Source organism: Pseudoduganella violacea (genome assembly GCF_014191875.1).
Classification (GTDB): domain Bacteria; phylum Pseudomonadota; class Gammaproteobacteria; order Burkholderiales; family Burkholderiaceae_D; genus Rugamonas; species Rugamonas violacea_A.
Genome location: NZ_JACHXD010000004.1, coordinates 286,068 through 311,737, shown reverse-complemented (window position 1 = coordinate 311,737; position 25,670 = coordinate 286,068). Strand labels below are relative to the sequence as shown.

Annotated in this window: 25 protein-coding genes; 15 read left to right on the top strand and 10 right to left on the bottom strand. The window is 64.6% G+C overall.

Translation table 11 applies throughout. The annotated features are described in order from the left end of the window. Window positions 1-7 precede the first annotated feature (7 nt). The 3 genes from FHS03_RS09825 to FHS03_RS09815 form a co-directional block, all read right to left on the bottom strand. The gene (locus FHS03_RS09825; protein ID WP_183440801.1) at window positions 8-1,828 is read right to left on the bottom strand and encodes a PhoH family protein; all 1,821 of its coding nucleotides are present in this window, start codon (window positions 1,826-1,828) and stop codon (window positions 8-10) included. A 239-nt stretch (window positions 1,829-2,067) separates the two neighbouring features. Continuing rightward, on the bottom strand, window positions 2,068-2,538 hold the full coding sequence (locus FHS03_RS09820; RefSeq protein ID WP_183440800.1) for a peroxiredoxin: 471 nt from the start codon (window positions 2,536-2,538) through the stop codon (window positions 2,068-2,070). A gap of 69 nt (window positions 2,539-2,607) precedes the next feature. Continuing rightward, window positions 2,608-2,991, bottom strand: a complete 384-nt coding sequence (locus FHS03_RS09815) for an Mth938-like domain-containing protein (protein ID WP_183440799.1) — start codon at window positions 2,989-2,991, stop codon at window positions 2,608-2,610. Between the two features lie 189 nt (window positions 2,992-3,180). Here FHS03_RS09815 and FHS03_RS09810 point away from each other — a divergent pair, with 189 nt between their 5' ends. Both FHS03_RS09810 and FHS03_RS09805 read left to right on the top strand, forming a co-directional pair. Continuing rightward, window positions 3,181-4,404 (top strand): pyridoxal phosphate-dependent aminotransferase, encoded by a 1,224-nt coding sequence (locus FHS03_RS09810; protein ID WP_183440798.1) that lies wholly within the window; start codon window positions 3,181-3,183, stop codon window positions 4,402-4,404. A 46-nt stretch (window positions 4,405-4,450) separates the two neighbouring features. Continuing rightward, window positions 4,451-5,773, top strand: a complete 1,323-nt coding sequence (locus FHS03_RS09805; protein WP_183440797.1) for a homoserine dehydrogenase — start codon at window positions 4,451-4,453, stop codon at window positions 5,771-5,773. A gap of 102 nt (window positions 5,774-5,875) precedes the next feature. On the opposite strand, the gene FHS03_RS09800 is transcribed toward FHS03_RS09805, so the two are convergent. From FHS03_RS09800 to FHS03_RS09780, 5 genes are all read right to left on the bottom strand, one after another. Then, window positions 5,876-6,193, bottom strand: coding sequence for a BON domain-containing protein (locus FHS03_RS09800; protein WP_183440796.1), 318 nt, complete (start codon window positions 6,191-6,193; stop codon window positions 5,876-5,878). A gap of 212 nt (window positions 6,194-6,405) precedes the next feature. Further along, complete coding sequence (locus FHS03_RS09795) at window positions 6,406-7,794, bottom strand: sigma 54-interacting transcriptional regulator (protein WP_307729536.1); 1,389 nt, start codon at window positions 7,792-7,794, stop codon at window positions 6,406-6,408. Further along, window positions 7,791-8,402, bottom strand: coding sequence for a hypothetical protein (locus tag FHS03_RS09790; RefSeq protein WP_183440794.1), 612 nt, complete (start codon window positions 8,400-8,402; stop codon window positions 7,791-7,793). Before FHS03_RS09790 ends, FHS03_RS09795 begins: the two co-directional genes overlap by 4 nt. Beyond that, window positions 8,392-9,813 (bottom strand): HAMP domain-containing sensor histidine kinase, encoded by a 1,422-nt coding sequence (locus tag FHS03_RS09785; protein ID WP_183440793.1) that lies wholly within the window; start codon window positions 9,811-9,813, stop codon window positions 8,392-8,394. The genes FHS03_RS09790 and FHS03_RS09785 overlap by 11 nt, the downstream gene beginning before the upstream one ends. 90 nt (window positions 9,814-9,903) lie before the next feature. Then, a complete protein-coding gene (locus FHS03_RS09780) occupies window positions 9,904-10,554 on the bottom strand; it encodes an energy transducer TonB (RefSeq protein ID WP_183440792.1) in 651 nt (216 codons plus the stop codon). Between the two features lie 152 nt (window positions 10,555-10,706). On the opposite strand from FHS03_RS09780, the gene FHS03_RS09775 reads away from it, so the two are divergent. Further along, window positions 10,707-11,357: a response regulator transcription factor gene (locus tag FHS03_RS09775; RefSeq protein WP_183440791.1), complete on the top strand. Its 651-nt coding sequence runs from the start codon at window positions 10,707-10,709 to the stop codon at window positions 11,355-11,357. A gap of 1 nt (window position 11,358) precedes the next feature. After that, the gene (locus FHS03_RS09770) at window positions 11,359-12,720 is read left to right on the top strand and encodes a sensor histidine kinase (RefSeq protein WP_229426136.1); all 1,362 of its coding nucleotides are present in this window, start codon (window positions 11,359-11,361) and stop codon (window positions 12,718-12,720) included. On the opposite strand, the gene FHS03_RS09765 is transcribed toward FHS03_RS09770, so the two are convergent. Beyond that, window positions 12,692-14,152 (bottom strand): sensor histidine kinase, encoded by a 1,461-nt coding sequence (locus FHS03_RS09765; protein ID WP_183440790.1) that lies wholly within the window; start codon window positions 14,150-14,152, stop codon window positions 12,692-12,694. The two genes, FHS03_RS09770 and FHS03_RS09765, sit on opposite strands and share 29 nt — an antisense overlap. Further along, on the bottom strand, window positions 14,153-14,848 hold the full coding sequence (locus FHS03_RS09760; protein ID WP_183440789.1) for a response regulator: 696 nt from the start codon (window positions 14,846-14,848) through the stop codon (window positions 14,153-14,155). 89 nt (window positions 14,849-14,937) lie between these two features. On the opposite strand from FHS03_RS09760, the gene FHS03_RS09755 reads away from it, so the two are divergent. The 11 genes from FHS03_RS09755 to FHS03_RS09705 all read left to right on the top strand — a co-directional run bounded on the left by FHS03_RS09755 (window position 14,938) and on the right by FHS03_RS09705 (window position 25,669). Beyond that, the gene (locus FHS03_RS09755) at window positions 14,938-16,005 is read left to right on the top strand and encodes a porin (RefSeq protein WP_183440788.1); all 1,068 of its coding nucleotides are present in this window, start codon (window positions 14,938-14,940) and stop codon (window positions 16,003-16,005) included. A 3-nt stretch (window positions 16,006-16,008) separates the two neighbouring features. After that, window positions 16,009-16,971 (top strand): tripartite tricarboxylate transporter substrate binding protein, encoded by a 963-nt coding sequence (locus FHS03_RS09750; protein ID WP_183440787.1) that lies wholly within the window; start codon window positions 16,009-16,011, stop codon window positions 16,969-16,971. A gap of 26 nt (window positions 16,972-16,997) precedes the next feature. Beyond that, window positions 16,998-18,083, top strand: coding sequence for an ABC transporter substrate-binding protein (locus FHS03_RS09745; protein ID WP_183440786.1), 1,086 nt, complete (start codon window positions 16,998-17,000; stop codon window positions 18,081-18,083). Between the two features lie 27 nt (window positions 18,084-18,110). Continuing rightward, a complete protein-coding gene (locus tag FHS03_RS09740; protein WP_183440785.1) occupies window positions 18,111-19,886 on the top strand; it encodes an ABC transporter permease in 1,776 nt (591 codons plus the stop codon). A 28-nt stretch (window positions 19,887-19,914) separates the two neighbouring features. After that, window positions 19,915-20,985, top strand: coding sequence for an ABC transporter ATP-binding protein (locus FHS03_RS09735; RefSeq protein WP_183440784.1), 1,071 nt, complete (start codon window positions 19,915-19,917; stop codon window positions 20,983-20,985). A 338-nt stretch (window positions 20,986-21,323) separates the two neighbouring features. Next, window positions 21,324-22,070, top strand: a complete 747-nt coding sequence (locus FHS03_RS09730) for a beta-ketoacyl synthase chain length factor (protein ID WP_183440783.1) — start codon at window positions 21,324-21,326, stop codon at window positions 22,068-22,070. Beyond that, a complete protein-coding gene (locus FHS03_RS09725) occupies window positions 22,063-22,836 on the top strand; it encodes a lysophospholipid acyltransferase family protein (RefSeq protein ID WP_183440782.1) in 774 nt (257 codons plus the stop codon). Before FHS03_RS09730 ends, FHS03_RS09725 begins: the two co-directional genes overlap by 8 nt. Next, window positions 22,829-23,083 (top strand): phosphopantetheine-binding protein, encoded by a 255-nt coding sequence (locus FHS03_RS09720; protein ID WP_050412155.1) that lies wholly within the window; start codon window positions 22,829-22,831, stop codon window positions 23,081-23,083. The genes FHS03_RS09725 and FHS03_RS09720 overlap by 8 nt, the downstream gene beginning before the upstream one ends. 13 nt (window positions 23,084-23,096) lie before the next feature. Further along, entirely contained in the window at window positions 23,097-23,372 is a 276-nt protein-coding gene (locus FHS03_RS09715) for an acyl carrier protein (protein WP_229426135.1), read from the top strand. 1 nt (window position 23,373) lies between these two features. Continuing rightward, window positions 23,374-23,919 carry a COG4648 family protein gene (locus FHS03_RS09710; protein ID WP_183440781.1) on the top strand — a complete coding sequence of 182 codons (546 nt, stop codon included), beginning with the start codon at window positions 23,374-23,376 and terminating at the stop codon, window positions 23,917-23,919. Continuing rightward, entirely contained in the window at window positions 23,909-25,669 is a 1,761-nt protein-coding gene (locus FHS03_RS09705; protein WP_229426134.1) for an ApeI family dehydratase, read from the top strand. Before FHS03_RS09710 ends, FHS03_RS09705 begins: the two co-directional genes overlap by 11 nt. Window position 25,670 lies beyond the last annotated feature (1 nt).

Genomic DNA, 25,670 nt, shown 5'->3' with positions numbered 1-25,670 from the left:
GCGGCGCTTACAGCACGTCGCTCGCGTGGTCGGCCAGGCGCGAACGCTCGCCGCGCGCCAGGGTGACGTGGCCGCTGTGCGACCAGCCTTTGAAGCGGTCCACTACGTAGGTCAGGCCGCTCGAACCCTCGGTCAGGTAAGGCGTGTCGATCTGCGCGATATTGCCCAGGCAGAGAATCTTGGTGCCGGGGCCGGCGCGCGTCACCAGGGTCTTGACCTGCTTCGGCGTCAGATTCTGCGCCTCGTCGATGATCAGGAACTTGTTGACGAAGGTGCGGCCGCGCATGAAGTTGAGCGACTTGATCTTGATGCGCGAACGGATCAGATCCTGGGTCGCGGCGCGGCCCCATTCGCCGCCTTCGCCGTCGGACTTGTTGAGCACTTCGAGGTTGTCGTCGAAAGCGCCCATCCATGGCGACATCTTCTCTTCCTCGGTGCCGGGCAGGAAGCCGATATCCTCGCCCACCGGCACCGTGACGCGGGTGACGATGATCTCGTTATACAGCTTGGTTTCCAGCACCTGGGCCAGGCCGGCGGCCAGGGCCAGCAGGGTCTTGCCGGTACCGGCCTGGCCCAGCAGGGTGACGAAATCGCACTCGGGGTTCATCAACAGGTTGAGCGCGAAGTTCTGCTCGCGGTTGCGCGCGGTCACGCCCCACACGCTGTTCTTGTTGTGGCTATAGTCGCGCAGGGTTTGCAGCACGGCGGTCTTGCCGTTGATCTGCTTGACCTGGCCGTAGAAAGGCGTCTCGCCGTTCTTCGGCTCCAGGAACACGAACTGGTTCACCAGCAGAGAAGGCACGAATGGACCGGTCACGCGGTAGAAGGTGGCGCTTTGGCCGTGCTTGTTCTCCTGCCACGACTCCATGTCCTTGCCGTGCTTGTTCCAGAAATCGTCCGGCAGCTGGACGATGCCCGAGTACAGCAGATCGGTGTCTTCCAGCACATGGTCGTTGAAGTAGTCCTCGGCCGGCAGGCCGAGCGCGCGCGCCTTGATGCGCATATTGATGTCTTTCGACACCAGCACCACGGCGCGTCCCGGCTGCTCCGCTTCCAGCGAACGCACCACGGCCAGGATCTGGTTGTCGGCCTTCCCTTGCGGCAGGCCTTCCGGCAGGTCGGCAACCTGCAGGCGGGTCTGGAAGTGGAGGCGGCCCTTGGCGTCCTTGTTGCCGAGCTTGGACAGCGGGATGCCTTGTTCGATGGCGTCGTCGTCGGTATTGGCGACCAGCGCGTCGAGGGTGCGCGAGACCTGGCGCGCATTGCGCGCCACCTCGGACATGCCCTTCTTGTGGTTGTCCAGCTCTTCCAGCGTCATCATCGGCAGATAGACGTCGTGCTCTTCAAAGCGGAACAGCGAGGACGGGTCGTGCATCAGCACATTGGTGTCGAGTACGAACAGCTTGGTCGTGCCGATCTGGTCGGCATGGCGGCTGGTGGACGACTTGAGCACCACCTCCACCGGCTTATGCTTGGCCGGATGCGGCGCTTCGGCCTTGACCGGCGTGGCTTTGCCGCGCGCGGCCGGCGTGGCCTTGGCGCGCACAGGCGCGGCAGCTGGCGCCGGCGCTTCGGCCGCGGGGGCGACCGGCGCGACCAGGATGGCCGCCTTGCTCTTGCTGGTTTTCTTGGCCACGGTCGGCTCGGCCGCGGGCGCGACTGCTTTGGTTTTCACGGTTTTGGCAACCGCCTTGGTGGCCGCTTTCTTCGGCGCGGGCGCTGCTACTTCTTCGGCGGGGAAGGGGACCGGATTCGCTCCGCTCGCCTTCGGATAATCTTTGGCCAGCAGCAGGGTGGCTGGCTTGCTAGGCAGTTTTGGCAGTGGCATCAGGATCTCAATCTGAAAAAGTTCCGCCCGCGCTTGGCCGCCACGGGGACGGAACGCGGGATGGATGCGGTAAATCGGAATAATAAGGCTGCCTGCGGGCGCTGATCTGGCCCGTTAAACATACCGGGTGGTGGCCCTGCGGCCACCGGGTACAGTGAGAGGAAGAACTCTGTTGACTCAAAATGGTCTTTTATTTGCTGCGGTTAAGCTATGTTGCGGAGCTTGCAGCGCGCCCCTTTTCAAGCCTGGCTTGCCACAAATTCCAGCACTTCATCGACGTGACCTGGCACCTTCACGCCTCTCCATTCTTTCACTATTTTGCCGGTAGCGTCAATCACAAACGTGCTGCGCTCGATGCCGCGCACCTGCTTGCCATACATTTGTTTCAGCTTCATGACGCCGAACTGCTGGCATAAGGCTTCCTCCGGATCGGAGATCAGTTCGAAAGGCAGTTCCAGCTTGGCCTTGAAGTTCTCGTGCGAGCGCAGCGAATCGCGGCTGACGCCGTAGATCTCGGCGCCGGCCTGGGCGAATTGCGCATGCAGGTCGCGGAAAGCCATGCTCTCGGTGGTGCAGCCCGGCGTATTGTCTTTCGGGTAGAAATACAGCACGGTGTATTGGGCCGGACGGCCGCTGAGCTGGAAGGTCTGGCCGCTGGTCATGGCGGCGGAAAAATCGGCTAAGGGGGCAAGGGTAGGGCGTTCAGCCACAGCTTCTCTCCTGGGCGGGGTGGTTGATGTTCTTGTTAGTGTTTTTATGTTGGGGCAACTCCGGCCCTTTCAAGCGGCCGGTTTTTCGATGATCAGCGCGAGCATGGCTTTGCGGCCCTCGCCCATCAGGATGTTATAGGTGCGGCAGGCGGCGTTGGTGTCCATGCACTCGACGCCGATGCGGCGCTCGGTCAGCGGCGCGGTCAGTTTCGGATGCACGAAGCGCTGGCGCTCGCCGGTGCCGAGGATGACCACGTCGGGCGCGTCGGCCAGCATCTGTTCGAAGTGCTCCTGGCCCAAGTCCTCGAAGCGCGCCACATTCCAGGCGCGCGGCGCCGTTTCCGGCAGCACCAGCAGGCTGTAATCGAAAGGTTTGGCGTTGATTTCCACGCCGCCGGCGAAGTAGCCGGTCACGGTCTGGTATTGTTGGGTGCTGCTGGAATGGAGCTTCATGGGGACTATTTCGCGCCGGGCGGCGCCTATCTGTTCGCAAAAGAGCGCCTATTGTAACGTTTACCTTTTATTTACGGACCCGGAAGGTTGATTAAATCAGGCGCTTTCGGCAGAATGGGTATTTTCGCAATGCAGCATCGGGCCGAGCGCCCGGCGCCATTGGGCCTCAGACGTGATAGGGATGTGATTTTGCGACCGATTCAAAAATCGAACAAGCTGGCGGAAGTCTGTTATGAAATTCGTGGTCCGGTGCCGGAAAAGGCGCGCCAGATGGAAGAAGAAGGCCACAAGATCACCAAGCTGAATATCGGCAACCTGGCGGTGTTCGGCTTCGATCCGCCCGACGAAATCGTCCACGACATGATGGTCAACCTGCCCAATGCGGCCGGCTATACCGATTCCAAAGGCATGTTCGCGCCGCGCAAGGCCGTCATGCACTACAGCCAGAGCAAGAACATCGCCAATGTCGGCATCGACGACATCTACCTGGGCAATGGCGCGTCCGAACTGATCGTGATGTCGATGAACGCGCTGCTCAACAACGGCGACGAAGTGCTGGTGCCGGCACCCGACTATCCGCTGTGGACGGCGGCGGTCAGCCTGTCCGGCGGCCGTCCGGTGCACTATATCTGCGACGAGCAGCAGGACTGGTATCCCGATATCGAGGATATGCGCCGCAAGATCACCGCGAACACCAAGGCCATCGTCGTCATCAACCCGAACAACCCGACCGGGGCGCTGTACCCGGACGAGGTGCTGTTGCAGATCATCGAGCTGGCGCGCCAGCACCAGCTCATCATTTACGCCGACGAAATCTACGACAAGGTGCTGTACGACGGCAACCAGCACACTTCCATCGCCTCCCTGTGCGAGGACGTGCTGTGCGTGACCTTCAACGGCCTGTCGAAGAACTACCGGTCCTGCGGCTACCGCGCCGGCTGGATGGTGGTATCGGGCGAAAAGAAGCATGCCAAAGACTATATCGAAGGCCTGAACATGCTGGCATCGATGCGTCTTTGCGCCAATGCACCGGGGCAGTTTGCCATCCAGACTGCACTCGGCGGCTACCAGAGCATACAAGATTTGGTGGGGCCGGGCGGGCGCCTGCTCAAGCAACGCGATCTCGCTTACCAGCTGCTGACCGATATTCCCGGCGTCAGCGTGGTCAAGCCGAAAGCGGCGCTGTACATGTTCCCGCGTCTCGATCCGAAGATCTACCCGATCGCGGATGACCAGCAGTTCGCTTATGACCTGCTGGCTCAAACAAAAGTCTTGATCGTTCAAGGCACGGGCTTCAACTGGATCGCGCCGGATCACTTCCGCGTCGTGTTCCTGCCGAATACCGATGACATGAGCGACGCCTTCGGCCGCATCGCCCGCTTCCTGGACGGCTACCGCAAGCGACAGGGCTAACCGATCAACCGCGCCGGCCAGCCGGCGCCGTACTCAAACGAGATTTATGAAACCCATCAAAGTAGGCCTGTTAGGCATTGGCACCGTCGGTTCCGGCACCTTCAATGTACTGTCCCGCAATCAGGAAGAGATTACGCGCCGCGCTGGCCGCGGCATTGAAATCGTGGCCGTGGCCGACCTGAATACCGCGCGTGCCACCGAACTGACCGGCGGCAAAGTGCGCGTGGTGGCGGACGGCAACGAGATCGTCAACGATCCCGAAATCGACATCGTCATCGAGCTGATTGGCGGCTACGGCATCGCCAAGGAGCTGGTGCTGAAGGCGATCGCCAACGGCAAGCACGTCGTCACCGCCAACAAGGCACTGCTGGCCGCGCATGGCAACGAAATCTTCGCCGCGGCGCAAGCCAAGGGCGTGATGGTCGCTTTCGAAGCGGCGGTCGCGGGCGGCATCCCCATCATCAAGGCGCTGCGCGAAGGCCTGACCGCCAACCGCATCGAATGGATCGCCGGCATCATCAACGGCACCACCAACTTCATCCTGTCCGAGATGCGCGACAAGGGCCTGGACTTCGACACCGTGCTCAAAGAAGCGCAGAAGCTGGGCTATGCCGAAGCCGACCCCACCTTCGACATCGAAGGCGTGGACGCCGCGCACAAGGCCACCATCATGTCGGCCATCGCTTTCGGCATTCCGGTGCAATTCGCCAAGGCCCACGTGGAAGGCATCACCAAGCTGCAGGCGGTGGACATCAAATACGCCGAACAGCTGGGCTACCGCATCAAGCTGCTCGGCATCACCAAGCGCACCGTGGTCAACGGCGCCGAAGGCATCGAGCTGCGCGTGCATCCGACGCTGATTCCGGCCAAGCGCCTGATCGCCAACGTCGAAGGCGCGATGAACGCGGTGCTGGTGCACGGCGACGCCATCGGCGCCACGCTCTACTACGGCAAGGGCGCCGGCGCCGAGCCGACCGCCTCCGCCGTGATCGCCGATCTGGTCGACATCACCCGCCTGGCCACGGCCGACCCGGAACACCGCGTGCCGCACCTGGCCTTCCAGCCGAACGCGCTGACCGATATCGCGATCCTGCCGATGAGTGAGATCACCACCAGCTACTACCTGCGCCTGCATGTGGCCGACCGTCCCGGCGTGCTGGCCGACCTGACCCGCATCCTGGCCGACGGCGGCATCTCGATCGACGCCATGCTGCAAAAAGAGCCGGCCGAAGGCGACACCCACACCGACATCATCATGCTGACCCACCAGACCCAGGAAAAGCACGTCGATGCCGCCATCGTCAAGATGGAAGCCCTGCCCACCGTGGTTGGCAGCGTCACCCGCATCCGCCTCGAAAACCTCAGCTAAAAAAAAGCGGGCGCTGTCGGTGAACAGCGCCCGGTAAGGGGAGGTACTTCTACTACTCTCTCGGTACAACTACTGCGGCACTACGGGTACAACGGGGAAAGCTTATTTGCTGGCGACGGTCAGTTCGCTTTTCACTTCCTTGACCCCAGCCACGGCGGAGGCGGCCTGAATCGCCTTGGTGCCGACATCGGTGTTGGCGACAGTGCCGCTCAGTACGACCACGCCTTGGGTGCTGGTGACGTTGATCTGTTTCTGGTCGGCCAGGGCGGCCTTCACTTTCGCGGCCAGCGCGGCATCGGTGGTGGCGCCTGCGCCAGCCAGAGCGGCGTCTTGTTGCGGATCAGCGGCAACGGCGGCCAGCGAAGCGGTGCCCAGGGCGGCGGCGGTCAGCAGGGTAGCGATCAGATTGGTTTTACGCATGCTCTTATCTCCTTTGAGTTGATGAAAACGCCGTGTGACGTTACTGCTCATGTAGCAAAGGGCGTGCCAGCCTTAAAAATCTCAACAAAATCAAGGGTTTGAGATGGCGGCCTGATTTTGCCACCGGATTCCGGCCGGAAAACCCGGTGAATCTGTCGTGATACAGCGACAGATTTCGCCGTCCTGCGATTAAGTGCTTGATATTGCGGGAGTTATTCCTGTCGCTCCGGGGCGACAGCGGTATTTTCGCTGCGGAATTGGCTGGCGTTCAGGTCGTATTTCTGCAGCAGGCGGTAGAACTCCGTGCGGTTGCGTTCGGCCAGGCGGGCGGCGTCGGCGACATTGCCGTCGGTCAGCTTGAGCAGCTGCACCAGGTAATTGCGCTCGAAGCGCTGCTTGGCCTCGGTGTAGCTGAGCACTTCGAGTGAGGGCACGCGCAGGGCGCGCTGCACCAGCGACAGCGGCACCAGCGGCGCTGTCGCCAGCGCGCAGACGTGTTCCACCACGTTATATAGTTGCCGCACATTGCCGGGCCAGGATGCCCGCGTCAACGCTTCCAGCGCGTCGGGCGCATAGCCTTTCACCGATTTTTGATACTTGGCGGCCAGCGCGTGCAGGAAGCGCGTCGCCAGCAGGCCGATATCCTCGCGCCGCTGCGCCAGCGGCGGCAGGGTCAGGGTGATCACGTTCAAGCGGTAATACAGATCCTCACGGAACTGGCCTTCGAGCATGGCCGCATCCAGGTCGCGGTGGGTGGCCGACAGGATGCGCACATCGACCGGCCGCCCCGCGTCGGAGCCGAGCTGGCGCACCACGCGCTCCTGCAGCACGCGCAGCAGCTTCACTTGCAGCAGCAGCGGCATATCGCCGATCTCGTCGAGGAAGAGGGTGCCGCCGTCGGCCGCCTGCACCAGGCCTTCGCGACTGGCGACCGCGCCGGTGTAGGCGCCTTTCACATGGCCGAACAATTCGGATTCGAGCAGCTGTTCGGGAATCGCGCCGCAGTTGACGGCGATGAAGGGCGCGGCGGCGCGCCGGCTGGCGCGGTGGATGGCGCGCGCCAGCAGCTCCTTGCCGGTGCCGCTCTCGCCGCGTATCAGCACGCTGGCGTCGGAGGCGGCCACCAGGCGCGCTTCGGCCAGTAGTTCGGCCATGGACTGGCTGCGGCTGACGATCTCCTCGCGCCAGCTTTCGTCACTGGAGGCGGGCGTGGCGGGCGGCGCGCTCAGGCTCAGGGCCTGCTCGATGCGCTCCAGCAGCACCTTGGCGTCGAAAGGCTTGGTCAGATAGGCGCTGGCGCCCAGCGTGGTCGCTTCTACCGCGTCCGGAATGGTGCCGTGGGCGGTGAGCAGGATCACCGGCAGGGCCGGATACTGCTGGCGGATCTGCTGGAACAGCGCCATGCCGTCGCGTCCTGGCAGGCGGACATCGCTGATGACCAGCGAGGGCAGCTCGATCGACAGCCGCGCCAGCGCCGCTTCGGCGCTGTCCACGCCCGTCACGCGGTAGCCGTTGGCCGACAGGCGCATCGATAAAAGACGCAGCAGGTCGGTGTCGTCGTCCACCAGCAGCAGGCGTGCTCCGTGTTCCATGGCGCTCATCCCTTGCTCCCGCCACCCGAACTGGTGCCGGCGGAAGGCCGTACCGGCAGGCCGCGCTCGATGGCTTTCAGCGCTTCCAGCGTATCGTTGAGTTGCTCGGTCTTGCGCTGGTTGTCCTTCAATTGCACCTGCAGCTTCTCGTTCTGTTCGGACAGGCGGCGCGCCTCGGCGCAATGGCTGGACATGAGCTGGGCCAGCGGCTTGAGCGTCAAGGCTTCGGCCTCGCCGGCGCCGGCCACGCTGTCGAACAGGGACTGGGCGCGCGCCAGGTCGCCGCCGCCGCGTGTGAGCATCAGGATCATGCCGGTCTGCAGCGCGAGCTTGGGCGTTTTCTGCTGCAGGCTGATGCCGCTCAATTCCTTCAGCAGTTCGCCCTGGGTCATGCGCCGCAGCGACTGGTGATAGGCCAGCAGCGGCGCCACCTCGTCTGGCGGCGCCACCGGCAGCATGGCTTGCGCCTGCGGCGCGACGGCCGGCAGGGCCGGCATGGCCGACGGCTGCGGGCGTGGATGGTAGGCGCAGGCGCTCAACAGCGACAGGCAAAGCGGCAGCAGGCCTAGCCAGCGGCCGGACGGCGCATGCGCAATGGTGCGGAGTTTAGTCGTCATAAGGCAGTTCGAGATGGAAGTGCGCTCCTTGCAGGGAGGGCAGGAGTTGCAAGCTGCCACCGTGCGCCGCGATGTACTCGCGCACGATGGACAGGCCAATGCCATTGCCGCGGCGCGCGCCCTGCGGCTGGCGTTCGCCCTGATAGAAGGGCTCGAAAATATGTTCGGCGTCGGATGGCGCCACGCCGGCGCCCTGGTCCATGCAGTCCAGGTGCAGGCGGCCGCCATGCTCGGCCAGCGTAAAACGCACCGTGCCGCCGCGCGGGCTGAAACGCACGGCGTTCGACAGCAGGTTGCCGATGACCACGGCCAGCTTGTCGGCATCGACGGCGATGGGCGGGGGCGCGCCTTCCAGCGCCACGCTGACGCCTTGCGCCTGCCATTGCAGGCGCTGGCTGTCCACCACGCGCGACACCAGGGCCGCCATATCGGTGCTGGTGCGGCGCAGATGCTGGGCGTCGAAGGTGGCGGCGTTGTAGCGCAGCAGGTCTTCGATCTGGTTTTGCAGCGAACCGGTGTTCTGGCGCAGGATGGCGGCGATTTCGCGCTGGTTCGGCGTCAAGGGGCCGGCCACCTGGTCTTCCAGCAGGGAGACGCCTTCCACCAGCGCCGCCAGCGGGGTTTTCAGCTCGTGCGAGATATGGCGCAGGAAGCGTTCCTTGTCGGCCTCCAGCCCGGCCAGGCGCTGGCGCAGCCAGTCCAGGTGGCGGCCCAGGTGCTGCAGGTCGTCCGGTCCCTGCACCTCGACCGGCAGGTCGTAGCGCCGCCCGCCCAGTTGGCCGATGGCGCTTTCGATCTGGCGCAGGGGGCGCGACAGCCACATGCCAAAGCCCAGGGCCAGGGCCGCCGCCAGCGCGATGGAGAACAGCACCTGTCCGGTCAGCACATTGCGGCGCTGTTCCAGCTCGGCCAGCAGCAGGCCGTTGCGGCGCTCGACTTCGCGTTTGACCTCGTCGGCCAGCGTGTCGTTCAGGACGGGCAGGCGGGCCAGGGCCTGGTTCAGGATCTGCTGGCGCGTGCCGCGCCGTCCCTTGGCCGTTTGCAGCACGGCCCATGCCGCTTCGCCGTGCTGGCGCCACTCGGCAAAGGCGGGCGCCGCGTCGCCGGGCAGGCCGGCGGCGAGCGCGTCGAGGGCGAGGCGGGCATCGCGCCAGGCTTCGACATAGCGTTCGCGGAAGGCGGCGTCGTCGAGCACCAGGAATTGGCGCGCGCTGCGCTCCATGGCGATGCTGCGCTCGGCCAGGCGCTGGGCGCTGGCGCTCAGGGCCAGCGCATCCTGCCCCATGGCGCGGCTGTGCGCGGCCAGCCGGTCCAGCGTCAGCAGGGCGTGTATCGAGGTGGCGCTCAGCAATAGGGCTATCAGCAGGAAGGCGCCCAGCAGCAATTGGCGAAACGAGAGTTTCGTGAACATGAAGATGGCGGGCTTGGAAGCGTTAACCCGGCCATCTTAGACAAGTCGGGGGAAGTCCGGCGTCCGATTGGCGGGCGCCGGCCGCAAGGCCTACTCGTCCAGGTTCCACACGTACTGCATGCGGGTCCAGGATTCCTGGGCCACCCCGTCCACCGTGCCCGGCTTGAAGCGGCACAGGCCCAGCCCGGCCTGGGCGGCACGGTCCAATTCGCGCGAGCCGCTCGATTTCTCGATGCGCGCCTCTTTCACCTTGCCGTCCACGCCGATCAGGAAAGCCAGCATGACGGTGCCGGCGTCGCCGTTGCGCAGCGCCTTGGGCGGGTACTCGGGCTTGGCGCAGGCGCTGGCGTCGACCACGGCGGCCACGCGCAGCGGTGCATGTGGCGTCTCCCTGGCGGTTGGCGGCGCGTCCGTCGCGGCGCCGCTGCGCGTGCCGCTCTCCGGCGGCGGCGCGTCGTCGGTGGGGCGGGTGCGGATGGTCGGCTCGGTGGAAGGGATGATGTTGTCGAGCAGGGGCGGCGCTACCGGCGCTGGTGGCCGGCGCAGATCCTGCGTTTCGGGTGGCGGTTCCGGCAGCTTCGGTTCTTCCTTGTGCGTCTCCACCAGGTTGACGATGCCGGGCGGTGTCCGGGGCAGGCGGATGGTGTTGTTCTGCAGCAGAAAGCCGAAGGCGGCCAGGTGCAAAAGGGCGATGGCGATGGCGCTGTTTTTATTGCGCGGCTGCTGGAGGGAATAGCTCATGCCGGACTCCTTGGTTGTTAATGGAAGATTGAATTGCTAGTGCGTGGAAGAATATTATTCCAGTAAATGGTAATTGAAAAGGGGTTTTGTTGGCGTTGTGATGGTGGGATAATCTTCCTTTAGATAGAAATCCAATTTCCTTTAGGTGGAAGATGAAGAAGAAAAACGCAGCCGTGCGGGTATTGCTGGCGGACGACCATCCGGTCGTGATGACGGGTTTCGCCTTGTCCCTGTCCGAACAGGGCATCGAGGTGGTGGCGCAGGCGCGCTCGCCGCAGGAAGCGCTGGAGCAGTACGATGAGCAGCAACCCGACGTGGCAGTGCTGGATATCCGCTTCGGCGCCGAGCTGACCGGCCTGGATGTGGCGCGCCAATTGCTGGCCGCCGATGCCGGCGCGCGCATCGTTTTCCTGACCCAGTTCGACCAGGACAGCATGATCCGCGAGGCTTACCGCATCGGCGCGCGCGCCTTCATCACCAAGGATTGCGATCCCGCCGAACTGGCGGCCGCCGTGCAGCGCGCGCACCAGGGTGAGCTGTATTTCATGCCGCGTATCGCCGAACGCCTGGCTACGCTCTCGGTCAGCGGCGACCAATCGCCGCAATCGCAGCTCGACGAGCGCTCGCTGGAGATTTTCACCATGATGGCAGAGGGACTGACCAATACCGAAATCGCCGAGCGTCTGGACGTATCGAGCAAGACCATCAGCAATACCAGCCAGGCCATCAAGGAAAAGCTGGGCGTGCACCGGGCGGCCGATATCACGCGGCTGGCGGTGCGCCATGGCCTGATCCAGGCCTGAGATGGCGGGCTTCTCCGTCTTGCGCGCCCGCTTCTGGATGCGTTGGAGCACCCGTACCCGCCTGCTGCTGATCACCGTGCTGCCGGTAACGGCTATGTGCCTGACTCTGGTGTGGTACAGCTACCAGTCGCGCCAGAACGAGGTGCGCGCCGAGCTGGCCGAACGCGGCCTGCTGCTGGCGCGCGTGCTGGCCGACGGCAGCGAGGTGGGTCTTGGCACGGGCCGTTACGCGGAGCTGCGCCAGACGCTGGAAGGCGTGGTGCAGTCCGACGCCAGCATCTATCGCGTGGCCTTGTTCGACGCGGGACACAAGGAGCTGCTGCGCGTCGAGGGGCGCGCCGGCGGCCAGCCGGAAATGCGCCTGTATGAAGCTGCGGTGCTCAAACGCCTGGTCTGGGTCAGCATGCCGGACTTGCGCGCGGCCACGCCCGCGCTGCCGGGACGTTCGGTCGAAACCATCGGCTATGTGCGGGTTACGATGTCGCCCACGCGCCTGCTGGAGCGGCAGGAAAGCCGTTTTTACCTGGAGCTGCTGGTGGCCGTGGCCGGCTTGCTGGTCTGTGGCCTGCTGGCGGCGCGCATGGCGCAGGGCTTCGATGCTTCGCTGCAGGCTTCGTTAAGCGCCTTGCGCGAGGCAGACGCGGAGAAGCGCCGCCTGATCCGCCGGGTGAATAGCGCGGTGGAGGAGGAGCGCAAAAGCATCGCGCTGGAAATCCACGATGAATTGAACGCGACCTTGATCGCGGTGCGGCTGGAGGCCCAGGGCATTGCCGGACTGGCGCGGCAGGAACTGGCCGATGCGGAGGCGGCGGCGCAGGCGGCCAGTCCGCGTCTGGCGCTTATCGAAAGCAAGGCGCAGTCGATCACGAAGCTGGCGCTGGGCCTGTACAACAGCGGCCGCACCCTGGTGCGCCGCCTGCGGCCCGAGATGCTGGACATGCTGGGCCTGCAGGGCGCCGCCGAGGAAATGGTGCGCCATTATGACGAGACGCATCCATCCTGTCGATTCAGCTTCGCGGCCGAGGGCGACTTTTCTCGGCTCGATGGTGCGATGGCGATTTCCGCGTACCGCATCATCCAGGAAGCACTGTCGAATGTCGTCAAGCATGCGCAGGCCAGCCGCGCCACGGTGACGCTGGCACTGCGCGGAGGCAGTCTGCATATCGAGGTGCGCGACAATGGCCGTGGCTTCGATCCGTCGCAACAGGCCGAGGGCATCGGCATCGTCGGCATGCGCGAACGCGTGGCGGCGTTCGATGGATGCTTTGAACTGCATAGCGGTGGCGAGGGCAGCGTGCTCGCCGCCAGTCTGTCGCTGAAGGACGGAACCGCTCTCAGTGCGCCGGGAAGCGCAGGCGGATAAGCAGGCCGCTGCCGGAAGCCGCGTCGTCCAGCTCCAGGCTGGCGCGGTGCAGGTCGGCGATGTCGCGCACGATGGCCAGGCCGAGGCCCGCGCCGCCGGGATTCGTTTCCAGCGCGGCGCTGGCGCGGTAGAAGGGCGAGAACACTTTCTCTCTTTCGGCGGGGGGAATGCCGGGACCGCTATCCTCCACCTCCAGCACCGCGCCGCCATCATCCTGGCGCACGCGCAGCGTGACCTGGCCGCCGGGCGGCGTGTAGCGCAAGGCGTTGTCGACCAGATTGGCTACCAGCTCGTGCAGCAATAGGGCTTGCCCCTGCACGGTGGCCTCCTGCTCGCCTTCCAGCGCCAGGTCGATGCGGCGGTTGACGGCGCTCAGCGCGAATTCCAGCGCCACCTGCTGCACCATGGCGCGCAAGGCAACCGGCTCAGGCGCAGCGCCGCCGCTATGTTCTATGCGCGCCAGCATCAGCAGGCGGTTCGCCAGGTGGACGGTGGAATCGGTGGTGCCGGCGATACTGCGCACGATTTCGCGCAGCGTGGCTTGATCGCCGCCATTCTTTTCGCGTTCCAGTTCGCGCTGCGCCAGCTCGGCCTGGGTTTTCAGCACCGTCAGCGGCGTGCGCAGCTGGTGCGAGGCGTCGGCGATGAAGCGGCGCTGGCCGGCGATCAGATTCTGGATGCGCGTCATCGAGGCGTTCATGGCCGCCACCAAAGGCCGCACCTCCTTATGCACCAGGGCGGGATCGAGATCGGACAGGTCGGACACCTCGCGCGACTCGACCGCGATCTTCAGCCGCATCAGCGGCCGCAGCACCAGGCGCACGGCGAACCACACCAGCAGGGCGGCGGCAGCCAGGACGATGGCCTGCCACAGCAGGGTGTCGAACAGGATCTGGTTGGACAGGCCGCGCCGCGCATCGAGCGTTTCGCCGACCTGAATCAGGGCGATGCCGCGCATGGTGTCGTCATACACCGGCTGCAGCAGGGCGGCGATGCGGATAGGCTGGCCGTTGTAGTCGGCGTGATAGAAGCGCACCAGCGCCGGATAATTTTCCGAACGCGGCACGTTCGGCGGCACCGGCGGCAGGTCGGCATAGCCGGACACGGTCTCGCCGCGTATGCCCGTTACCTTGTAGTAGATGCGGCCCAGGGTGTCGGTCTCGAAGCTGTCGAGCGCCACATACGGCACATCGGCCACTACCTTGCCGCCGACGATGGAAACCCGTTCCGCCAGCGCCCGTGTGGAGGCCAGCAGTGAGCGGTCGTAAGCCATATCGGCTGCGTCGAGCGCGTTGCGGTAGACCGATACCGCGTTCAAGGCTTCCAGCAGGATCAGCGGCAGCAGCAGCCAGCGCAGCAGCTGGCCGCGCAAGCTGCCCAGCGCCTGCGGTGCTCCCGCCTTCCCGCGCAGCAGTGCGGCCAGTGCGCCCATTCAGGCGGTCGCGTTGCGTGGTTGGAGCAGGTAGCCGATGCCGCGCAGCGTGGTGATCGCCGCCGCGCCATCCTCCGGCCTTTCGAGCTTCTTGCGCACGCGGTGGATATACAGTTCGATCGCATCCAGATTGGCGTCGTCGGCCAGCGAGAACACTTCGTCAAACAGTTTTTCCTTGGAGACGGCGCGGCCGCTGCGCGTGATCAGCGTCTCCAGCACCGCATGTTCGCGCGGCGTCAGGTTCAGCGCCGTGCCGAAGTAGCTGAACATGCGCGTGACGGTGTCGAAGCTGAGCTGCCCGCATTGATAGACCAGGGCTTCGCTGCCCTGGCTGCGGCGCAGCAGCGCTTTCACGCGCGCTTCCAGCTCGGCCAGTTCGAAGGGCTTGGCCAGATAATCGTCGGCGCCCAGATTCAATCCCTGCACCCGGTCTTCCAGGCCGCCGCGCGCGGTCAGGATCAGCACCGGCGTCTTGCCGCGCGCGCCACCACGGGCGCGCAGGCGCTTGAGCACTTCCAGCCCATCCATTTTCGGCAGCGTCAGATCGAGGATGAGCAGCGCGTATTCCTGCGTATGCAGCAGGGCGTCGGCATCGGCGCCGTTGTCGGCGCATTCCACGCTGAGGTGGGCGTCGCGCAAGGCTTTGGCCAGCCAGTGTTGCAGTTCGGTGTGGTCTTCAACCAACAGGATACGCATGAAAGCCTTTTGAAAGGTAGACGATTTTATAGTGGCATCGTGCCAATGCAGCAGGGCACCTTAGAAAACTATAATCCAGGAGACAGCTTGTGAAAAGAACTTCCATCACCTTGGCCGTGCTGGCGGCTGCGGCCGCGCTCAGCGGCGGCGCGCATGCGCAATCGAATGTACAGATCTACGGCCTGCTCGATACCGGCGTCGATTACGCGTCCGATGCGAAACCGGGCGGCGGCGCCATGACCCGCGTCAGCTCGGGCGGCATGAACACTTCGCGCTGGGGCTTGCGCGGCACGGAAGATCTGGGCGGCGGCCTGAAAGCCGTGTTCCAATTGGAAGGCGGCATCCTGATGGATACCGGTGCCATGGACGGCACGCTGTTCCGGCGCCAGGCCAATGTCGGCGTGGAAGGGCGTTACGGCCGCATTGTGCTGGGCCGCTCCTTCACCAGTGTCTATGACACCGTGATCCAGTTCGACCCGATGGGCTTCGCGCCTTTCTATTCCTGGGCGACGACCGGCAACGCCACTGGCCCCAGCAAATACGGCATGACCACCGGCTTTGACAATATGGTCAAGTACTCCGGCAGCACGGGTGCATTCAAATACGGGGTTTCTTACGGCTTCGGCGAGCAGACCGGCAGCGCCCGCGACGGCGCCAAGATCGCCAGCGCCGTCAGCTACAGCGCCAATGGCCTGGGCCTGATGGCGACCTGGGAGAAGGTCAACGGCAGCACCGTGGCCGCCACCGGCCGCCGCGATGAAACCACGGTCTACCACCTGGGCGGCAATTATGAAACCGGTCCGTTCAAATTCACACTGGCCGGCCGCAATTACCGCAGCGAGTCCGGCAAGGCCGCCACGCCCGACGTGAAAGCCACGACCTATTGGACCGGCCTGGCTTACAAGCCGGTGGAGAACGTCACGCTGACAGGCGCCATCTACTATGTCGATGTGAAGAACGTTGCCGCCGGCAAGGACGCCGATCCGATCATGTATGTGGCGCGCTACCGCTATGCCGCCTCCAAGCGCACCGACCTGTATGCCACGCTGGCCTACGCCAAGTCCAAGCACGGCCAACTGGTCGGCCTGTCGCGCGACGATGCCGGTTTCGGCGATAGCCAGCGCGGCCTGATACTGGGCATCCAGCACCGCTTCTAAGCCATGAGCAAAGCTGCCATCGCCGCTATCGCCACCGCCGGCTTGCTGGTGGCCGGCGCCGCCCACGCTGCGGGTGTGGAGTGCATCGTGCCGTCCAAGCCGGGCGGCGCGATGGACCTGACCTGCAAGCTGGCGCGCAAGGGGCTGCAACTGCTGCCGGAGCAGGAACAAAAGCCCATGCGCATCAGCTATCTGCCGGGCGGCATCGGCGCCGTGGCCTGGCACTCGCTGGTGTCGCAGCGGCGCGCCGAGCCGGACACCCTGGTGGCATTTTCCGGCGGCTCTTTGCTGAATCTGGCCCAGGGCAAGTTCGGCAAGGCCAAGGCGGACGATGTGCGCTGGGTTGCCGCGCTGGGCGCGGACTACGGCATGATCGCCGTGCGCGCGGACTCGCCATACAAGACGCTGGCCGAGCTGTTGGCCGCGCTGAAAAAGCATCCGCAGAAGGTGCTGATCGGCGTCAGCGGCACCATCGGAAGTCAGGACTGGCTCAAGGTCGCAATGCTGGGCCGCGCCGCCGGCATCGATCCCAAGAGCCTGCGCTTTGTGGCGCTGGAAGGCGGCGGCGAAGCTTTCACCGCCATGCAGGCCAATTATGTGCAGGTGGTGTCGGGCGACGCTTCCGAAGCGAGCCTGCAGGGCAAGGGCATCCGCGTGCTGGCCGTGCTGTCGGAACAGCGCCTGCCTGGCGCCTTGGCCGCCGCGCCAACCGCGCGCGAGCAGGGTTACGACCTGGTGTGGCCGGTGATCCGTGGCGTCTGGATGGGACCACAGGTGGCGGAAGCCGATTACCGCCACTGGGTCGCCCGCTTCGACACCATGATGGCCAGCCCCGAATACGCGCAACAGCGCGCCGCTTCCGGCCTCTATCCCTTCAGCCTGACCGGACAGGCGCTCAGCGATTACGTGAAAAAAGCCGTGGACGACTACGGCAAGCGCGCCAGCCAGTTTGGCCTGATGCGCTGATCTATATAAAACCAGAGGAGACAAGCATGTTCAAGCAAACCGCCATCGCCACCGCAGCCTTTCTGTTCGCGGGCGCGGCCCTGGCCCAGGCGCCGGCCGGCTATCCGGCCGACTACCAGAAAATCATCGACGCGGCCAAGAAAGAGGGCAAGCTGGTGGTTTATGGCGCCACCGACAGCAAGGCTACGCAGCCGCTGATCAAGGATTTCAACGCCCTCTATCCCGGCATCACGGTCGAATACAACGATATGAATTCCACCGAGGTGTACAACCGCTTCATCTCGGAAGTGGCGGCGGGCGGCAATACGGCCGACGTGATGTGGTCCTCGGCCATGGACTTGCAGATGCGCCTGGCCTCGGACGGTTACGCGCTGAAATACAAATCGGTGGAAGCGCCCAAGGTTCCCGGCTGGTCGGTATGGGACGACCAGGCTTATGGCACGACCTTCGAGCCGGCCGCCATCGTCTACAACAAGCGCCTGGTCGATGCCAAGGAAGTGCCGCAGAACCACGCCGACTTCGTCAAGCTGATCCAGCAGCCCAAGTTCAAGGACAAGGTCACGACCTACGATATCGAAAAATCCGGCGTCGGCTTCATGTTCATGACCCAGGATGCGCGCGAGTTCGGCAAGTACATCGACTTGGCGAATGCCTTCGGTGCGGCCAAGGTGCGCGTGCAATCCTCGACCGGCACCATGATGGAGCGCATCTCCTCCGGCGAAAACCTGATCGGCTACAACGTGCTGGGCTCCTACGCGCTGGTGCGCGCCAAGAACGACCCTTCGATCGGCGTGGTACTGCCCAAGGATTACACCCTGGTGATGTCGCGCGTGGTCTTCATCAACAAGGGCGCGAAGAATGTGAACGCTGCCAAGCTGTGGCTGGACTATATGCTCTCGCATCGCGGCCAGACCGTGATCGCCAACGATTCCCGGCTGTACGCCATCCGCGCCGACGTCACGGGAGAAGCCACCTCGGCTGAGCTGATCAAGCAGATCGGCAAGGACAATGTGAAGCCGGTGCCGGTGCACCCCATCCTGCTGCAATTCCTTGGCCCGGCCAAGCGCATGGCTTTCCTCAAGCAGTGGAAAGAAACCGCAGGCAAGAAGTAATCGCAGTCCGACACCGGGGAATCCGCCATGCATACCGCAAGCCTGGGCAAGCCGCCCATACTCAATCTGAACTGGCCGCGCGGCCTGGTGGCGGCGCTGACCGCGCTCGCCATCTTCGTGCCGCTGTTCCTGATCTTTTACCAGAGCTTCCTCTCCGCGCCTTTCTTCATGCCGGGCAAGGAGCTGGGACTGGAAGCTTACCGCTTCATCTTCGACGATCCCGACTTCATCATGGCCTTCAAGAATGGCCTGATGCTGGCCACCGGCCTGGCCCTGATCGCCGTGCCATTGGGCGGCATGCTGGCCTTCCTCATGGTGCGCACCGATCTGCCGGGCCGCAGCTGGATCGCGCCCATGCTGCTGGTGCCGATCTTCGTTTCGCCCATGGTGATGGGCTTCGGCTATGTGGTGGCGATGGGACCGGTGGGTTTCTATTCCACTTGGGCCAAGGAGCTGCTCGGCTTCATTCCCTGGAATATCTACTCTTTCACCAGCATCGTCGTGATCGCGGGCCTGACCCACGTGCCGCATGTGTATCTGTACGCCTCCTCGGCGCTGAAAAGCCTGGGCTCGGACGTGGAAGAGGCGGCGCGCGTGGCGGGCGCTTCGCCGCTGCAGGTGATGTTCAACGTTTCGCTGCCGATGATCATGCCGGCACTGGCTTATGCCGGCGTGCTGGTGTTCTTCCTCGGCTTCGAGGTCTTCGGCCTGGTGCTGGTGCTGGGCGACCCGGAGGGCCATCTGGTGCTGCCCACCTATCTGTACAAGCTGACCAACAAGCTTGGCACGCCGTCCTACCACCTGATGGCCGCCGTCGCCGTCTGTTTGGTGATGGTGACGCTGCCGCTGGTGATGCTGCAGCGCCGCCTGCTGAAGTCGGCCAATAAATACGTGTCGATCAAGGGCAAGGGCGCGCGCAGCAAGGCCATGCCGCTGGGGCAGTGGAAGTGGCTGGCCTTCGCCCTGCTGGCGGCCTGGCTGCTGTTCACCATCATCCTGCCGATTTCCGGCATCGCGCTGCGCTCCTTCGTGCAGTACTGGGGCGAGGGCGTGAAGCTGGCCGATGTGCTGACCCTGCAGCACTTCCGCGATATCTTCGAGCAGCCCGCGCTGATACGCGGCATCGTCAACACCATCCTGATCGGCGTGATCGGCGGTGGTCTGGCCGTGCTGTGCTACAGCTTTATCGCGCTGGCCATGCACCGCAAGCAGGATCTGGTGGCGCGCCTGCTCGATTACAGCGTGCTGGTGCCGCGCGCCGTGCCTGGCCTGCTGGCCGGCCTGTCCTTCCTGTGGGTCTTCCTGTTCGTGCCAAGCTGGCTGGATGGCATGTTCAAGGGCATGGACAACGGCCTGGCGCTCTGGCTCAGCGAGCACCTGATTCCGGCCCTGCGTTCGCTGCGCTCCACCATCTTCGCCGTCTGGCTGGCTTACTCGGTGGTGTGGATGGCTTACGGCATGCGCCTGATCTCCACCGCGCTGCTGCAGGTCGGCCCCGAACTGGAAGAAGCGGCGCGCGCGGTCGGCGCCCGTCGTGGCCAGGTGACGCGCGACGTCACGCTGCCGCTCATCAAATACGGCTTGCTGGGCGCCTGGCTGATGATTTTCCTGATCTTCGAACGCGAATACTCCACCGGCGTGTATCTGCTGTCGCCCGGCACCGAAGTGATCGGCGCTATGCTGGTGTCGCTGTGGGCGGGCGGTTCCACCGATCTGGTGGCGGCTCTTTCCTTCATCAATATTACGCTGGTCGCCATCGGCCTGGGTATCGCGCTACGCTTCGGCGTCAAGCTGCACAACTGAGCGAACAATCATGAAACGAGATCTGATTATGAATGAACTGACCGTCAGCGACCTGCATCTGGACTACGGCAGCGGCGCGCATGCGAATCCCATCCTGAAGGGCGTCTCCATGCACCTGCACAAGGGCGAGGTAGTGGCCTTGCTCGGTCCCTCGGGCAGCGGCAAGACCACCTTGCTGCGCGCCGTGGCCGGACTGGAAAGCCCGAAGCTGGGCTGCATCGATATCGGCGAGCGCCGCGTCTTCGACGGCGCGCGCAATTACGAGATGCCGGCCGAGCAGCGCAATCTGGGCCTGGTGTTCCAGTCCTATGCGCTGTGGCCGCACAAGACCGTGGCCGAGAACGTGGCCTACGGCTTGAAGCTGCGCCGCATGGCCAGCGCGGAAATCGCCCAGCGCGTGGGCGAGGTGCTTAAGCAATTGGGCCTGGGCCACCTGGGCGAGCGCTATCCGCACCAGCTGTCCGGCGGCCAGCAGCAGCGCGTGGCGATCGCGCGCGCCCTGGTCTACAACCCGCCCGTGATCCTGCTCGACGAGCCGCTGTCGAATCTGGACGCCAAGCTGCGCGAGGAGGCGCGCGCCTTCCTGCGCGAGCTGATTGTGCGCCTTGGCCTCTCGGCCCTGATGGTGACGCACGACCAGGACGAGGCGATGGCGATTTCCGACCGTATCCTGCTGCTCAATAACGGCAAGATCGAGCAGCAAGGCACGCCGCAAAGCATGTATGAAACGCCGGACACCCTGTTCACGGCTGAATTCATGGGCAGTAACAATCGCCTGCCCGCCAAGCTGCTGCAGCGCGAGGGCAGCGCGGTGCGCATCGAAGTGGGTGGCGTGGTGTTGCAGGCCACGGCGCGCGGCGCCAACAGCGGCAGCGAAATCGCGCCGTTGATCCGGGTCGAGGATGTGCGCGTCAGCAGCACGCCGGTGGACAATGCCCTGCAACTGGGCCTGTCCACCTGCATGTATCTGGGCGACCGCTGGGAATGCCTGTTCAAGAGCGCGGCGGGCGAAATCGCCCTGCGCGCCCACAGCAAATACCGCCTGCAGCCGGGGAGTTATTGGCTGCAGATGCCGGCCGACCGCCTTTGGGTTTTCTGATGGATGGACCGCGGCGCCGGGCGCTGCGGTCCATGAAAATTCCATATTTTCAAATGTAATTATAGGTAGTAAAAATTAGTCGATCACCTTTACGCGAGCTTAAGGGCCTGCTGGCTTTGCTTGCTATTTTTGCAGGGTAAAACTATCAATATTAACTAAATCTCGGCAATTTCGTGATAATTGGTGAGATTTGTCGGTAATTTTCATAAGAATTGCCATTGTTTTGCGTATATTTCTCTTAGTCAACCGACATCCCTTCGATTATAATTTTGCAGACTAAATTTGCCTGTTGGTAAATAAGTAAGGCATATAAAAATATTTCGGGATCGTCAACACTGATGCGTGTTCAGTCAGTTTCTTTTTCCATTGCGGCGCATGCCGCATGGGCGCCGGGTCTATGCTCGCCTGAGGCGTGGCTGGACTGGAGCGCGTCCCCATTTCGCATAGAGGGCGCGGCCGAACCGGCCGTGCGCGCGATGCCGCCCATGCTGCGCCGCCGTGCCGCGCCGCTGGGCAAGATGGCGCTGGAGGCGGCCTACGCCTGCCTGGGCGAACAGCGCGGCATTCCCATGGTCTTCAGTTCGCGCCATGGCGACGTGGCGCGCGCGGTGGAGCTGCTGGGCCAATTGGCGCAGGGCGAAACGCTGTCGCCGACGGCTTTCGGCATGGCGGTGCATAACGCCACGGCCGGACTGTTTTCCATTGCCCGCAGCGAGCGTGCCAATCACGTGGCGCTGGCCGCCGGCGCCAGCTCGCTGGAGCATGCGGTGATCGAAGCCTGCGGCCTGCTGGCCGACGGCGCGCCGCAGGTGCTGCTGGTGGCGGCCGATTGTCCTTTGCCCGAGGTGTTTGGCGCATTTGCCGATTGCGACGAGCAGCCGTTTGCCTTTGCCTGGCTGATGGCGCCTGCTGCCGCAGGTGGCTTGCGCCTGTCGTGGGAAGGCTGCGCCGCGCCGGAGGCCGCGCGCGCCGTTACTGAGCAAGGCCCGGGCGAACTCGATGTGCTGCGCTTTTTCCTGGCGCGGCAAACGGAATTGACGCGGCAGGCAGAGCGCCGACGCTGGCGCTGGCAGCGCGATGTCTGAGCGCCTGGGGCGCTGCTGGCGCGTATTTGCCACCGGCCTGAGTTTTGCACTGTTCGGCATTGGCGGCCTGCTGCTGCGGGTGATGGTTTTCCCCGTGCTGCAATTGCTGGTGCGCGATCCGGCGCGGCGCGTAGCGCTGTCGCGCGGCGTGATACGCGCCAGCTTTCGGGTGTATGTGGAGATGATGCAGGCGCTGGGCGTGCTGCGCTACGAGCTGTCCGGCATGGAGAAGCTGGAGCGCGGCGGCCTGCTGATCCTGGCGAACCATCCGACCCTGATCGATACGGTGTTCCTGATGGCCTTCGTCAAGAATGCCGACTGCATCGTCAAGGCCGATTTATGGAACAACCCCTTCATGCGGGGACCGATCCTGGCGGCCGGCTATATCGCCAACCACGGCGGGGTGGAACTGGTGGATGACTGCATCGCTTCTTTGGAGCGGGGCAATAACCTGATCATCTTCCCGGAAGGCACGCGCACGGGCCGCGATGGCGTGATCAGCATGAAACGCGGCGCGGCCAATATCGCCGTGCGCGGCGCGCGCGACATCACGCCGGTGGTGATCGGCTGCCAGCCGGCCACGCTGGGCAAAGGCGAAAAATGGTGGAAGGTGCCGCCGCGCGTGGTGCGCTTCCGCATCGAAGTACAGGAAGACCTGCCGATCGGGAGCTTTATCGGCAATGGCGCGAGCGAGGTATTAGCGGCGCGCCAGCTCACAGAATATCTGCAACATTATTTTACGGGGAAGTCTCAAGGCCATGTTTGAACAGGAAGTCAAGGAACTGATTATTGAAGTGCTTCAGCTGGAGGATATCGCGCCTGACGATATCGACAACGAAGCTCCGCTGTTTGTCGAAGGCCTTGGCCTGGATTCCATCGATGCGCTGGAACTGGGCGTGGCGCTGCAAAAGCGCTACGGGATTTCTTTGTCGGCCGATTCGGCCGATACGCGTCGTCACTTTGCATCGGTACGCGCACTGGCAGCCCTGGTTGAAAGCCAGGGCAAGAAGTAAGAGGAAACGGGAAATGGTAGATCTGAACCAAATGAGCCGCGACGAGATGCAGCAATGGGTCGTCAAGCTGCTGGCTGAAATGTTTGAACTGGATGCGGCGGAACTGAAGCCGGAATCGAATCTGTACGCGGACCTGGACATCGACAGCATCGACGCCGTCGACCTGGCTGTGCAACTGAAGCAGCTGACCGGCAAGCGTCTGCAGCCGGAAGTGTTCAAGAACATCCGCACTATCAACGATGTGGTGGATGCGCTGAGCGGCCTGGCCGTGGCCGAACAGACGGCCTGAGATGCTGCTGACCGCGCTCACGGTGCTGCTTACGCTGCTGTATCCCCTGGCCATCTGGCTGGGGCATGGCAGGGTCGAGCCGCGCTGGCTGGCGCTGTTGCTGTTGCTGGCCGCCGCCAGCCGCCTGCCGGCCTTGAAGCTGAGCAGCGCGGCGCGCTGGTCGGTGGCCGGCGCGCTGGTACTGGTGGGCTGCGCGGTGTGGAGCAATCTGCTGCTGCCGCTCAAGCTGTATCCGGTGCTGGTGAATGCCGCCTTCCTGGCGGCTTTCGGCTATAGCCTGACCACGCCGGTTTCCATGGTCGAACGGCTGGCGCGCCTGCGCGAGCCGGACCTGCCGCCGGAAGGCGTGCGCTATACGCGCCGCGTGACCCAGGTCTGGTGCGCCTTTTTCGTGTTCAACGGCAGCGTGGCGCTGGCCACCGCGCTGTGGGCGCCGGAAGCTGTCTGGACTCTGTACAACGGGGTGATTTCCTATATTTTGATGGGCGTGCTGTTCGCGGGAGAACTGCTGGCGCGCCGCCGTTTCCGCCGCCTGCATGATGCCTGATTCACTGTCCAGCCTTGTCCCCGCGCTGCTCCAGCGCGACCCCGCCGCCTGCGTGGGCTGGCGCGCGGATCAGCCCCTGAGCAACGCCTGGCTGCTGGCGCGCGTGCACGCCTGGAGCGCCTTGCTGGCCGGGCAGCCGGGCCGCGATTACGCACTGTACCTGGACGACAGCCTGGAATTCGGCGCGGCCCTGCTGGGTGCCTGGCAGGCCGGCAAGACCGTGTGGCTGACGGCCGATACCCTGGACGCCAGCTGTGCCGCGCTGCAGGGCAAGGTCGACGGTTTCCTCGGCCAGTTCCCGCCGCAATGGCAGCCGCTGGCGGCGCCGGGCGATGCCGCGACGGAGGCCACCACCGTGCCGCCGCCGCGCGCGCTCGACGGCGATTTCCCGGCGCTGGTGGTGCACACCTCGGGCAGCACGGGAGCGGCGCAGGCCGTGCCCAAGCGCCTGTCGCAACTGGCAAGCGAAGTGGCGGTGCTGGAGCGGATGTTCGGCGACCGCCTGGGGGATGCCGCCCTCGTGGCGACGGTCTCGCACCAGCATATCTACGGCCTGTTGTTCAAGGTGCTATGGCCTTTGTGCGCGGCGCGGCCGTTGCAGGCGCTGAGCGTGCAGTATCCCGAAGAACTGGCGCAGGCGCTGGCACAGCGGCCATCGGTACTGGTCAGCAGCCCGGCCCATTTGAAGCGTCTGCCCGCGCATCTGGACTGGACGATGGCGGCGGCCCGCTTGCGCGCCGTATTCTCTTCCGGCGGCCCGCTGCCGGAAGAGGCGGCGCTGGCCGCTGGCGCCATGCTGGGCCAGGTGCCGCTGGAAATTTACGGCAGCAGCGAAACCGGCGGCGTGGCCTGGCGCCAGCGCGCGGCCGGCGTCGCCGCATCGGCGTGCTGGCATGCCTTCCCCAATGTCGAGTGGCGCATTGCCACGGACGCGAAACAGGGCGAAGGCGCGCTGGAAGTGCGCTCGCCCCATCTGCCGGATGCGCATTGGCTGGCGCTGGCCGACCGCGCCCGCCCGGCCGGCCCCCAGGCTTTCGAGCTGCTGGGCCGGGCCGACCGCATCGTCAAGGTGGAAGAAAAGCGCGTCTCGCTCGATGCGCTGGAAGCGGCCCTGCAAGCCAGCGGCCTGGCCGAGCAGGCGCGTATCGTGCCGGACGATGGCGCGCGCATGCGCCTGGCGGCCTTTGTGGTACTGAACCAGGAGGGCAGGGCGCTGCTGGCGGCGCAGGGCAAGGCGGCGTTGAACCAGCGCCTGCGCGCAGTGCTGGCGCCGGTGGCCGAAGCAGTGGCGCTGCCGCGCCGCTGGCGCTATCTGGATAGCCTGCCGCTCAACGCCCAGGGCAAGACCACGCGCGCCGCCTTGCTGGCGCTGCTGGACGATGAAGCTGCCGCGCTGGAACAGCGTCCGCGCCAGCCGCAGTGGCGCGAGCTGGAACGCGGCGAACAGCGCCTGTTGCTGGAGCTGAGCGTGCCGCCTGACCTGCTGTATTTCGAAGGCCACTTCCCCGGTTCGCCCATCCTGCCCGGCGTGGCCCAGCTGGATTGGGCCATCGGCCAGGCGCGCCAGGCCTTCGCGCTGCCGCCTGTTTTCCGCGAAGTCGCGGCCCTGAAATTCCAGCAGGTGATCGCGCCCGGCGCCACCGTGCAACTGGAGCTGCTGCACGACCGCGCCAAGGCCAGCGTGCAATTCCGTTATCTCTCGGCGGCCGGGCAGCATGCCAGCGGCCGTCTGCTGTTCGCCGCACCCTGAT